The following is a 10,321-nucleotide window of genomic DNA, read 5'->3' as shown; positions in this document are numbered from 1 at the left end:
ATCAAAATACGCCGTAGTCTCCTCCAGTATAGACTGCATTAGCACCCCTGCTTTCCGGTGTTTCAATATGGGCGCTATCTGCCCGCCCCAGAACAAAATCAAATCCCATTTCTCTTGCTCTATCGCACCTTTTCTTAAGTGCGACATGAACTGCGTCTGTAGCGGAAACGGCAAAAATCCATGTTCTTTATGGATCATATCCTTTGCAAGCCTGCTGGTTATTCCCCTGCCAAGCCTTCCGGTATAAGCCCTTGATAAAGTAGTATACTTAGCATTATCCGAAAACAACATTTCTCGATGAACGGCTGTAGCATTCGACTCCTCTGTGGCCAGAAAAGCAGTGCCAATCTGGGCCGCATCAGCACCAAGCCCCAGCGCCGCAGCAACACCCCTTCCATTAGCAATACCACCCGCAGCAATAACCGGAGTTTTCACCTTTTCTTTAATCAATTGAAGCAACACAAACGTTCCAGTCACAGACGATTCAGCCGAAGCCAAAAAAGAAGGACGATGCCCGCCCGCCTCAAAACCAGAGGCAATGATCAGGTCAACCCCAGTTGCCTCCAAAGCTATAGCCTCATCCAAAATAGTAGCAGCCCCGACCGTAACAATCCCAAGCCTTCTGCACTGCTCCAAAACATCCTCGTCCAGCAAACCAAACATAAAACTAAATACAGGCGGCTTCTGATGCAAAATCACTTCCAACTGGTTTTCAAAACGCGATTTAAATGGCGCAGGCTTCTCGGGCAAAGCAATGCCTACTTCATCAAAATAAGGCTTAAACAAAGTCTGAGCCTGTTTAAACTGCTCATCAGACACAGTACCGTCCACGGCGTCTGTATCAGAAACCCATAAATTAATATTGTAAGGCTTATTCGTTGCAGCCTTAATTTGCTGGTCTACCTCAATAATTTCCTGCGGACTCAATGTATAAGCCCCATAGCCTCCTAGTCCACCAGCGTTAGACACAGTTGACACCAACGCTACAGAAGAAAGATTCCCTCCAAATGGCCCTTGTAAAATGGGATAATCAATCCCCAGTATTTTCGATGCTCTTGTTTCGTACCACATCATCTTAAAATTTATTAATCATTATACAACCGGCTCAGTGTCTCTCTCGAAACACCCAAATAAGCGGCTATCAGCTTCTTAGGGACCATATTATAAAGCTCCGGATACAGCTTTAAAAGCTCCTCATACCTATATCTTACATCATTATTCATAAAAGACAACAACCTTTTCTGAACCGCCACATAGCCCCTGTTAGTCCGCCACCTAAAAAAATGCTCTACCTTATGAATCTCATTACACAGCTTTTCCCGGTCACTGTTACTCAGGCAAAGCACTTCCGCATCGCTAATACAGTCCACATTCACGGTGGCCTTGGTATGGTTGTATAATGCGTTATAATCAGAAGCCCACCAGGTAGGCATGGCAAATTGCAGGATAAACATTTTCAAGTCATCATTGATAAAGAAAGCTTTTAAACAACCCGAAATCACGAAGTATTCACAATCTACCACATCGCCCTCCATAATAATGGCTTGTCCTTTTTTAAAACTCAGTATTTTAAAATGAGAGAAGAAATAATCAAACTGTTCATCACTAAGAACAACCGATTTATCGATATGGGCTTTTAAGATTTCTTTAGCTTCTGATGGCATATCAGCTATGTTTCATTGTACCCTTTAAAGTTAAAGATTTAAATCTATTCGCTTACGTCTGTAAACATTTTGTTAACCAGCATCCAGCGGTTATCAATCTTATGAAACGATAGTAGCTCATCGTAATTGAACTCGTACATTTTAACATGCACCTTGGCCACAGCAATCGTATTGATCACCTCTACCGATATCACCGTTCCTTTAAAAGGCTTACCAGAGTCTTTCGGACTTTGCCTGTTGGCCACCCCATCAAGGTACTCCTCAAGCTTTTTAAAATAAGGCTGCCCTTTTATATCGGCAAATAATAAAGTACCCGGATTTAAAACCTTCCGCAGCTTATCAGTATCACCTTCATAAATACCTTTAAAATAATAATCTTCCAGTGCCTGGGTTATTGCCAGTGAATCTTCTTTAGTAGTTTTCATTTTCTTTAGTTTTTAAAGGTTCTATTAATTCAGGTGATGCCCCGCAGCCATACCACCATCCACATTGATGATCGCGCCAGTTATAAAATTGCTTCTGGCAACTAAATATACCATTTGTGCAATGTCATCCACCTCACCAACACGGTTAAGCAAATGCAATCCCGCACTTTGATCAGCATCATCACCATGCATAGGTGTACGGATCACGCCCGGGGCAACGGTATTCACCCTGATGTTATGTTTACCAAATTCAGCGGCAAGCTGCAGGGTAAGCGCATGTATTCCCCCTTTAGAAGTCATTGGTGCGGTTGATGGGCCGCCACCAAGCGCATGGTTTACCAGCGGGGTACCAATATTGATCACTACACCGCCCTGCTGTTTCAACATTTGTGGAATAATCGCCTGCGTAGTAAAAAAAGTACCCTTCAGATTGGTATTTAAAAAACGGTCCAGATAAGCCTCATCCACTTCCAGAAATGGTTTGGTCTCATAAATACCGGCATTGTTTACCAGCACATCTACAGCACCAAATTTCTCAAGCGCTATTGCCAAAAGCTGATCTCCGGTACTTTTATCTTTTACATTACCAGCTACCATGGCCAGGTTATCACCACCGCCAAGCTCCTGATAAACCAGCTCCAGTTTTTCTGGGGTCGATGAATTGATCACTACACTATCGCCATTTTCTAAAAAGTGACGGGCTATTTCCTTACCGATTCCAGATGAGGCACCGGTAACTATTATAGTTTGCTTTTTCATTTCCTTATTTCTTATCGGCTGTAATACCTTTTTCCCTTAATACAGATACCTGTTCACCTGCAAAACCCCAATCATCAAGTTCTATTTCCTGAATCACCACATGAGTCAGCTGAGGGTCTTTATTCAATACGTCAGTCATCAGATTTGTAACCCCTTTAATCAGGGCTTGTTTTTGTTCGCGACTAACCCCTTCGCGGGTTAGTTCAATTTTAATGTATGGCATGGCTGTATAATTTAAGCTAACACTGGTTGTACAGCTTTAGCGGTTACATCAATGGACAATTCAAAATCATTGTAGATCAGGGTATCTCCCAAATTCTGAAAGAAATTACCAGAGCGGAACTTCATTTCGTATTTGRTACGGTCAACTAACAGCTTGGTGGTAGCGCTTAAATTGTCGCCATTTACCGCTATCGCTGCATCAAAATTAATCGGGTGCGTAATACCTTTAATGGTCAGGTCAGCTTCAACATCGTTACCCGAAACTGAAGTAATTTCCAATGTTGCTTCAGGATATTTTTCAATTGCAAAGAAATCATCAGAAGCCAGGTGCCCGGCAAATTGTGCATTCGTTCCGGGGTCAGTAACATCCAGTATTTTGATAGATGCGGTATCGATAATGAATTTACCACCCTCCAGTTTACCATTGTTCAGAATAATTTCACCTTCTTTAATACCAATGGTACCATTGTGTGCGCCGGTTACTTTTTTGCCTACCCAATCAATATTACTTTGGGCAGCTAAGATTTCAAATTTTTGAGTTTTCATAACTTTTGTTTTTAATTGTACATCAAAGTTGTGAAGGATTTGCCCAGAAGTTGTGTGACCTACATCACCATTAAAATGAAGCTTGTTTTATGTGATCCAGATCACTCTCAAAGTGACTCTGGGTTTCACCCAAATTTGTTACAATAAAACAATACAGAAAAGGTTGGCGCTTATACTATTTTTGCTAATTTAGAATGTTGCCAAATAAAAACGGGAGAATAAAATAATGACATTTTCCTGCACAATTATTACAGGCAGCTAACGTTTAGACTGATAATAATTAATGGGGAAACCCTTTTTAATAACCCAAAATCAGAATTCAATGAAAAAACTGAGGTCAAAAGTAGTAAAAGCGCTCAAAAGAGAATTTACCTTCGAATGCACAATTTCAGCAAGAATGAATCAGGTTATTTTAGATGTTAAAAACATTGATTTTGAACAGCACCTCGGACAATTAATTCAGCAAACTCAGCAAATCATTGACAAATATTTCCCTCAGAGAGAAGAACACCTTTGCCTTGTCATCAGGCAAATAGACGGGAACCATCAGAACACATTTAAGATCTGGAAGTCGGTTTATTAGGTAAAATCACTTTTACTCTTTCCTGAGCTGTTCCTGTATCCTGATAATCTGGCAACTGCTTAAAGGGAATATCGTTTTCCTTTAAGCATGTCCCCCGAATTGCTTCTTTCGAAAAAATATCCCCTAAACTAGCATAGATTTGATAAAATGATCTGAATCGTCGTAGCTCTCGTTCATTAATATTCAAAAGCTTCTTTTGGTTTAGATTGGCAGACAAGCGATGAAGCAACTTAGCTCCATATTCCAATCGATTTTCTCCCTTTTGTTCAAATTCAACGATGTAAAACCCAATAAGCCAGTTGCGTAGCGTCAAATGAATATTTACAGCTTTAACTGCAGCTTGGTTTAAGAGTGTGTGTGTACTTTCAATCTGTTGAACATGAAAATCAAAATTCATATGTAAGTGTAAAAAGTGTATAGTCAAAGCTATACTTTTTTACTCCTCAAAAGCAAATGTAATCCCGCCATTAAAACTTACTCCCATTCTATGCAGCTTAAAATACTTTTCTTTTCTGCTATTTTTTCTGCTTAGACCTTTCGTAATCTATAATCTTCTTTGTCAATATAGCCTTTCTGGCAAGTATACTCTCAACCTGTGTATCCGCAGCTTCCAACCCCTCCATCGGATCACGCACTTCAATCTTTGCAATCCATTTCGGATCCAGGTTGTCATACCGCTCATACATTTCCATGAACTCCTCAGGACTGAACCATCTTTTCACCGATGGCTCAAACACCCATAGCCTTTGCTTAAGCGCATTATTAAATATTTTTCTGATCAAATCTATTGTTCTAACCGTTTGCTCATATTTAGCTGAATATTCAAATAACGGTTTATGTTCTCGTTGAGGTCTGTTGCCCATATCAGTAAAATTGAATAGACAAATTTACTAATATTTTTAGTAATATTTCAAAATTAAATTACCAAAAAAACATTTTTTTAGCATCCACTAACCTGTACTACAGCCCATCAGCGTACTTGGCAATCGTTCTTTTATGCCTTAATTGCCTGTAAACACCATCACCCTCTCTGCTGCCCTCTACATTTGTATTCCCCTCAATGGTCTGTACAAAATCTCCTTGTAAGCATTCCACAAAACCACAATGAGCTACTCTTTTTAAGGAACGCAGAGAGAGATCTCTTGAACTCGCATAATTCTCTACTCCCCGTCATCTCGAACAACTCCCAGTCGCTCGTCATCCTGACCTCGAAGAAGCTGCGAAGCAAATTTATTTCAGGATCTCATTTGAGCAGGTTTTGAATAGCATATGCGGGATGCTGAAATAAATTCAGCATAACGAATTAGGCCATTAAACGATGTAAAAGTAGGCCACTAAAAGATGTTATTCGTAATAAACACCTCATAGTCCGTTATCTCGGCGACCGTATCAGTTTTACCCCAATTGGCCAGACAGTGTCTGGCCAATTGGGCGTCACCATATTTAGTGGTAGATTAAATTGGTTTGGCTTTTGTGTAAAGAATGTTTGTTTTTGAACTATGAGTACCATGACAATTGATATACTAAATCCGAAGGCAGCAAAATTAATTAAAGACCTTGCTGACCTAAATCTTATTTCTGTTCAAAGTCCGTCGAAAAGTGGTTTTGCTCATATTCTGAAAAAGCTGCGTTCCAAAGCTAAATCGGCACCTTCACTTGACGAAATTACCAAAGAGGTCGAGTTGGTGAGAGCAAAGCGATATGAAAAGTAAACCACAACGGGTTATCTTAGATACTAATCTTTGGATTAGTTTTTTAATTTCTAAAAACTAATCAAAACTCGACGATATTCTTTTTTCAAAGAAATGTGTTTTGGTTTTTAGTGCTGAATTATTGGAAGAATTTCTTGAAGTAACTCGCAGACCTAAATTTCGCCGTTTCTTTCCTGCTTCTGATGTTGAGGAACTCTTAGAGACCATCCAGGAATATGCCGACTTTGTTGAGGTGACCGCAAAAGTGGAAGTATGCAGAGATACAAAAGACAATTTTTTTATTATCTCTTGCTCATGATGGTAAAGCAGACATATTATTAACCGGAGATGATGATTTATTGGTTCTAGAAAAGTATAATAAAACTACAACCCTGACGATAAGCGATTTCGTAAAAAGCTAATCATCTCCCCTAGGTTAATAAAAACTTATCTTTACCCTATGAAAAGCTTTATACCATACGTTTTACAATTCGGCAATTTGACCACTCAACAAATTGACTTTATTTCAAGCAAAGCGTATGAAGTAACACTTCATAAAGACGAACATTTCTGGGAAGCAGGAAAAGTGGTAACAAAGATTGGCTTTATTACGCACGGCATTCTTCGGGTTTTCTATTATAACAATGAAGGCGAAGAACATACTCGCTACTTTATCGAAGAAAACCATTTGATTCTGGACGGCCATGACGGGGAAACAAGCTATACCCCTTCCGAATATTTACAAGCCGTTACCGACACCAAACTCGTTGTATTTTCAAAAAAGGACTGGAAAGAAATTTCCGAAACCATTGCTGGTTGGGATAGCATCATTCAAAAAATAACGGCAACATATCTGAGAAAAAAATTAGAAAGAAGAAGTCAGTTGGTCTCGCAGGATGCCGCCACACGCTACCTTGAATTTCTCGAAAAATTCCCAACCTTGGTAAATCGTATACCACTATCATATGTGGCTTCTTATCTGGGCATCACCCAATCTTCATTGAGCAGAATAAGAAAAAACATTCGCTAAATCACTTTTTGCCAAATGGCAAATGATTCCATTTTTTATTGAACCAACTTTGCTACAGTAGTTTCAAAAGCAATAAAAAATGAAAACAAGAAAATTAGGAAATAGCGGATTAGAAGTATCTGCATTAGGTTTTGGCTGTATGGGATTAAGCTTTCCCGATGCACCTGGAAAAGGCGAAGTCGTTAAATTATTACGTTCCGCATTTGAAGAAGGCATTACTTTTTTTGATACAGCCCAAGCTTATGGCGACAATGAAGAATTACTGGGTCAGGCCCTTTCTTCGTTTCGCAAGCAAGTAGTCATTGCAACAAAATTTGGCTTCAGGGAAGGTAAAACAATGTTGGGAATGGACAGTCGCCCTGAAAACATTAGAGCCGTTGCCGAAGCCTCTTTGCAGCGGTTCAAAACCGATTATATTGATCTGTTCTACCAACACAGAGTTGATCCCAATGTACCTATTGAAGAGGTTGCAGGCACAGTAAAAGACTTAATCCAGGAAGGTAAAGTAAAGCACTTCGGTTTATCCGAGGCAAATGCAGAAACAATCCGTAAAGCACACGCAGTTCAGCCTGTTACAGCATTGCAAAGCGAATATTCCATGTTTTACCGCGACCCCGAAAAAGAAATAATACCAACTTTAGAAGAATTGGGTATTGGCTTTGTACCGTTCAGTCCATTGGGCAAAGGATTTCTTACCGGCACAATAAACCCCGACACAGAATTTGATAAAACCGACGGCAGAAGCATGGCACCTCGCTTCAGCAAAGAAAACAGAGAAGCCAATCAGGCATTAGTCGATTTACTTATTTCTATTGCAAAAGACAACAACGCTACATCTGCACAAATAGCATTAGCCTGGCTCTTGGCTCAAAAACCCTGGATCGTTCCCATACCCGGCACAACAAAATTAACCCGCCTCATAGAAAATATTGGTAGCGCAAACCTTTTGCTAACTGATGACGCTCAATGAAAAGAACAATCGCACATCTTGTTTTAACAGCTCTGATACTATCATCCTGTAACAATACAAACCGCCCGGAACAAACCAAAACTCACGGCTACTCAGAAGTCAACGGGATTAAAATGTACTACGAAATTTATGGAGACGGCAAACCCCTTGTTTTACTTCACGGTGGCGGCTCTACCATTCAAACAACATTTGGAAGAGTTATTCCGATGCTTGCTAAACACAGAAAGATTATTGCTGTTGAACTGCAGGCTCACGGAAGAACCAGTGACAGAGGTAAAGATGCAACCTTTGAACAAGACGCAGACGACGTTGCAACCCTTTTAAAGAATTTGAAAATTGACAAGGCCGACTTCTTTGGTTTCAGTAACGGAGGCACAACCACTATACAAATAGCCATTCGCCACCCTCAAATTGTAGATAAAATCGTTCTCGGCTCTGCACTTTCTAAACGAAATGGAATGCCTCCACAATTTTGGGATTTCATGAAACAAGCGAACTTAACAAATATGCCCCAGGAGCTAAAAGATGCTTATCTGGCTGTAACACCTGATCCAAAAGGCCTTCAAATAATGCACGACAGAGACGCAAAGCGCATGGTAAATTTTAAAGACATACCAGACGAACAGATCAAATCCATTAAAGCCAAAACGCTAATCATAATAGGCGATAAAGATGTTATAAAACCCGAGCACGCTATAGAAATGAGCAGACAGATTGCCGACTCAAAACTAGCCATAATACCAGGCGTACATGGTGAGTACATCGGTGAAATAACAACCCTAAAATCCAATTCCAAAGAAGAAGACTATGTTATTCCAATGATGGAAAGCTTTCTCGATAAATAAGAAATCTTTAGGTATTTTGGAGCGCTTGGGATGTGATCAATCCTCTTATGCAACCATTCTCTCTCTCATTAGGTCCTATTATACAAATACTTACACCATGAGAGGACCATTCACCATCTTATTGCTCTTCACAGTCGCAATCGCTTTCGCACAACCCGACAAGACTGCGGCTTTTATCGATGCCTATGTTAAAAAGAGCAACTTCAACGGAACAATTCTGATTGCCAAAAAATCGCATCCCGTATATAAAAAAAGTTTTGGTCTGGCCGACTTTTCCTTAAACATTCTGAATAAACCTGAAACCAGATATAAAGTCGCTTCAATCACAAAGGCTTTCACCTCCGTACTCATTTTGCAACTGGTAGAGCAGGGAAACATAGACCTAGAAAAGCCGATCATCACATATCTACCTGAATACAAAGGCGCCGGCGGAAACAAAGTAACCATAAGGCAACTACTCAACATGACATCGGGCATGCGTAATATGGATGAAAACGGGTCATCGCTCGAGGGAGTACTAAAGAACGGGCTCCCTCAATATCAGTTACCAAATACCTCCGACCAGATGCTCGAGAAATTTTGCAGTATGGAACTGGTAAAAGAACCGGGCAAAGAATTTGACTACAACAATGCTGATTTTATTATCCTGGGAAAAATCATCGAGAAGTTGAGTGGCAAAAGTTTTGAGAAAGTTTTACGGGAAAAAATACTGGTTCCACTAAGCTTAACCAATTCCGGAATGCTGACTCAGAACACAATTATAAACGGTCTGGCAAATACTTATTTCTATAGGAATGACATCAAAAAACTGGTACCAGACCTTCCCGCGTATATCGAAAACTGGTATGCTTCCGGAGCAATGTACTCCACAGTGGATGATATCCTTAAGTTTTCAAATGCTTTGTTCGGTGGAAAGCTCCTGAAACCTGAAACATTGAAACAGATGTTCAGCTCCGGCCTGGGCGAGTATGGCCTGGGTGTATGGGTCTATCTTGATTATAAGATCAACAATAAGATGTATACCATTATTAAAAGACCGGGCAGCATTATGGGTGCTCAGGCAATGCTTTTTCATATCCTGGAAGATGACTCAACAATCATCATTCTAAGCAATACCGGAACAGTCAATATGGATGATTTTGCAGCAAAACTTGCAGATAAAATTATGGAATAGCCACGTCATCATCACTACCCGATCGCTCGTCATCCCCTCCTGATCGGTCGTCATCCTGAACTTGTTTCAGGATCCCGTTTGAGCAAGTTGCCCTTAGTAAAAAATAAAAATCCCTGCAATCAAATTATCGCAAGGATTTGCCTGGTGCCAGCAACCCTAACCCGTCATCCCGGGGAACCGAGGGATCTCTTGCTCATGCAAATCACTTGCTACCGCTTCATAACCAAGAGATTTAGCTGCGCTGAAGAGCTCGGTTCTCCCATCGTCCTTTAGATTTGTTTTGATTATTTTTAGAATGAGAAGGAAGCAGAAGTAAACTATCCTTTCGTCAGAGTTTGGACTCATGTCTCGATTTAGACTTCTGCCTCCCTTTCATCAGGAACTCAAATAGAAATTAGGGCTAATGACCCAT

General features: G+C 40.3%; 17 protein-coding genes. 7 read left to right on the top strand and 10 right to left on the bottom strand.

Annotation, left to right across the window (positions count from 1 at the left end; all coding sequences use genetic code 11):
- From AC1DG9_RS19465 to AC1DG9_RS19440, 6 genes are all read right to left on the bottom strand, one after another.
- On the bottom strand, positions 1-1,074 hold a 1,074-nt coding region (locus AC1DG9_RS19465; RefSeq protein ID WP_477635069.1), incomplete at its 3' end, for an NAD(P)H-dependent flavin oxidoreductase.
- 11 nt (positions 1,075-1,085) lie between these two features.
- Positions 1,086-1,664: a Crp/Fnr family transcriptional regulator gene (locus AC1DG9_RS19460; RefSeq protein WP_172659796.1), complete on the bottom strand. Its 579-nt coding sequence runs from the start codon at positions 1,662-1,664 to the stop codon at positions 1,086-1,088.
- A gap of 44 nt (positions 1,665-1,708) precedes the next feature.
- Entirely contained in the window at positions 1,709-2,089 is a 381-nt protein-coding gene (locus AC1DG9_RS19455) for a nuclear transport factor 2 family protein (protein ID WP_172659795.1), read from the bottom strand.
- A 24-nt stretch (positions 2,090-2,113) separates the two neighbouring features.
- Positions 2,114-2,848, bottom strand: coding sequence for an SDR family NAD(P)-dependent oxidoreductase (locus AC1DG9_RS19450; protein WP_288879000.1), 735 nt, complete (start codon positions 2,846-2,848; stop codon positions 2,114-2,116).
- 4 nt (positions 2,849-2,852) lie between these two features.
- Positions 2,853-3,071: a tautomerase family protein gene (locus AC1DG9_RS19445; RefSeq protein WP_172659793.1), complete on the bottom strand. Its 219-nt coding sequence runs from the start codon at positions 3,069-3,071 to the stop codon at positions 2,853-2,855.
- 11 nt (positions 3,072-3,082) lie between these two features.
- A complete protein-coding gene (locus AC1DG9_RS19440) occupies positions 3,083-3,616 on the bottom strand; it encodes a YceI family protein (protein ID WP_477635068.1) in 534 nt (177 codons plus the stop codon).
- A gap of 322 nt (positions 3,617-3,938) precedes the next feature.
- On the opposite strand from AC1DG9_RS19440, the gene AC1DG9_RS19435 reads away from it, so the two are divergent.
- Entirely contained in the window at positions 3,939-4,199 is a 261-nt protein-coding gene (locus AC1DG9_RS19435; RefSeq protein WP_172659791.1) for a hypothetical protein, read from the top strand.
- Here AC1DG9_RS19435 and AC1DG9_RS19430 read toward each other — a convergent pair.
- The 3 genes from AC1DG9_RS19430 to AC1DG9_RS19420 all read right to left on the bottom strand — a co-directional run bounded on the left by AC1DG9_RS19430 (position 4,174) and on the right by AC1DG9_RS19420 (position 5,294).
- Positions 4,174-4,596, bottom strand: coding sequence for a DUF1016 N-terminal domain-containing protein (locus AC1DG9_RS19430; RefSeq protein ID WP_172659790.1), 423 nt, complete (start codon positions 4,594-4,596; stop codon positions 4,174-4,176). The two genes, AC1DG9_RS19435 and AC1DG9_RS19430, sit on opposite strands and share 26 nt — an antisense overlap.
- A gap of 118 nt (positions 4,597-4,714) precedes the next feature.
- A complete protein-coding gene (locus AC1DG9_RS19425; RefSeq protein WP_172659789.1) occupies positions 4,715-5,062 on the bottom strand; it encodes a hypothetical protein in 348 nt (115 codons plus the stop codon).
- A gap of 97 nt (positions 5,063-5,159) precedes the next feature.
- The gene (locus AC1DG9_RS19420) at positions 5,160-5,294 is read right to left on the bottom strand and encodes a hypothetical protein (protein WP_337716563.1); all 135 of its coding nucleotides are present in this window, start codon (positions 5,292-5,294) and stop codon (positions 5,160-5,162) included.
- Between the two features lie 413 nt (positions 5,295-5,707).
- Between AC1DG9_RS19420 and AC1DG9_RS19415 the strand changes: the two genes are divergently transcribed.
- From AC1DG9_RS19415 to AC1DG9_RS19390, 6 genes are all read left to right on the top strand, one after another.
- Positions 5,708-5,911: a hypothetical protein gene (locus tag AC1DG9_RS19415; RefSeq protein WP_216854316.1), complete on the top strand. Its 204-nt coding sequence runs from the start codon at positions 5,708-5,710 to the stop codon at positions 5,909-5,911.
- A gap of 76 nt (positions 5,912-5,987) precedes the next feature.
- Positions 5,988-6,209, top strand: a complete 222-nt coding sequence (locus tag AC1DG9_RS19410; protein WP_430709565.1) for a putative toxin-antitoxin system toxin component, PIN family — start codon at positions 5,988-5,990, stop codon at positions 6,207-6,209.
- Between the two features lie 141 nt (positions 6,210-6,350).
- Positions 6,351-6,920, top strand: coding sequence for a Crp/Fnr family transcriptional regulator (locus tag AC1DG9_RS19405; protein ID WP_288878996.1), 570 nt, complete (start codon positions 6,351-6,353; stop codon positions 6,918-6,920).
- A gap of 79 nt (positions 6,921-6,999) precedes the next feature.
- Positions 7,000-7,890 (top strand): aldo/keto reductase, encoded by an 891-nt coding sequence (locus AC1DG9_RS19400; protein ID WP_477635067.1) that lies wholly within the window; start codon positions 7,000-7,002, stop codon positions 7,888-7,890.
- Positions 7,887-8,735 (top strand): alpha/beta fold hydrolase, encoded by an 849-nt coding sequence (locus tag AC1DG9_RS19395; RefSeq protein ID WP_288878995.1) that lies wholly within the window; start codon positions 7,887-7,889, stop codon positions 8,733-8,735. The genes AC1DG9_RS19400 and AC1DG9_RS19395 overlap by 4 nt, the downstream gene beginning before the upstream one ends.
- 97 nt (positions 8,736-8,832) lie before the next feature.
- Entirely contained in the window at positions 8,833-9,909 is a 1,077-nt protein-coding gene (locus AC1DG9_RS19390) for a serine hydrolase domain-containing protein (protein WP_172659784.1), read from the top strand.
- A gap of 156 nt (positions 9,910-10,065) precedes the next feature.
- On the opposite strand, the gene AC1DG9_RS19385 is transcribed toward AC1DG9_RS19390, so the two are convergent.
- Complete coding sequence (locus tag AC1DG9_RS19385; RefSeq protein ID WP_337716561.1) at positions 10,066-10,254, bottom strand: hypothetical protein; 189 nt, start codon at positions 10,252-10,254, stop codon at positions 10,066-10,068.
- Between the last annotated feature and the right edge of the window lie 67 nt (positions 10,255-10,321).

This window comes from Pedobacter sp. 05L430 (genome assembly GCF_056397585.1).
This window is presented reverse-complemented; position numbering and strand designations above follow the sequence as displayed.

Excerpts from the sequence above, each read along its gene's own strand:
- AC1DG9_RS19430 (WP_172659790.1), bottom strand. The coding sequence starts at position 4,596 with ATGAATTTTGATTTTCATGTTCAACAGATTGAAAGTACACACACACTC.
- AC1DG9_RS19435 (WP_172659791.1), top strand. The coding sequence starts at position 3,939 with ATGAAAAAACTGAGGTCAAAAGTAGTAAAAGCGCTCAAAAGAGAATTT.
- AC1DG9_RS19385 (WP_337716561.1), bottom strand. The coding sequence starts at position 10,254 with ATGAGTCCAAACTCTGACGAAAGGATAGTTTACTTCTGCTTCCTTCTC.
- AC1DG9_RS19450 (WP_288879000.1), bottom strand. The coding sequence starts at position 2,848 with ATGAAAAAGCAAACTATAATAGTTACCGGTGCCTCATCTGGAATCGGT.
- AC1DG9_RS19400 (WP_477635067.1), top strand. The coding sequence starts at position 7,000 with ATGAAAACAAGAAAATTAGGAAATAGCGGATTAGAAGTATCTGCATTA.
- AC1DG9_RS19425 (WP_172659789.1), bottom strand. The coding sequence starts at position 5,062 with ATGGGCAACAGACCTCAACGAGAACATAAACCGTTATTTGAATATTCA.
- AC1DG9_RS19415 (WP_216854316.1), top strand. The coding sequence starts at position 5,708 with ATGACAATTGATATACTAAATCCGAAGGCAGCAAAATTAATTAAAGAC.
- AC1DG9_RS19395 (WP_288878995.1), top strand. The coding sequence starts at position 7,887 with ATGAAAAGAACAATCGCACATCTTGTTTTAACAGCTCTGATACTATCA.
- AC1DG9_RS19445 (WP_172659793.1), bottom strand. The coding sequence starts at position 3,071 with ATGCCATACATTAAAATTGAACTAACCCGCGAAGGGGTTAGTCGCGAA.
- AC1DG9_RS19405 (WP_288878996.1), top strand. The coding sequence starts at position 6,351 with ATGAAAAGCTTTATACCATACGTTTTACAATTCGGCAATTTGACCACT.
- AC1DG9_RS19390 (WP_172659784.1), top strand. The coding sequence starts at position 8,833 with ATGAGAGGACCATTCACCATCTTATTGCTCTTCACAGTCGCAATCGCT.
- AC1DG9_RS19455 (WP_172659795.1), bottom strand. The coding sequence starts at position 2,089 with ATGAAAACTACTAAAGAAGATTCACTGGCAATAACCCAGGCACTGGAA.
- AC1DG9_RS19460 (WP_172659796.1), bottom strand. The coding sequence starts at position 1,664 with ATGCCATCAGAAGCTAAAGAAATCTTAAAAGCCCATATCGATAAATCG.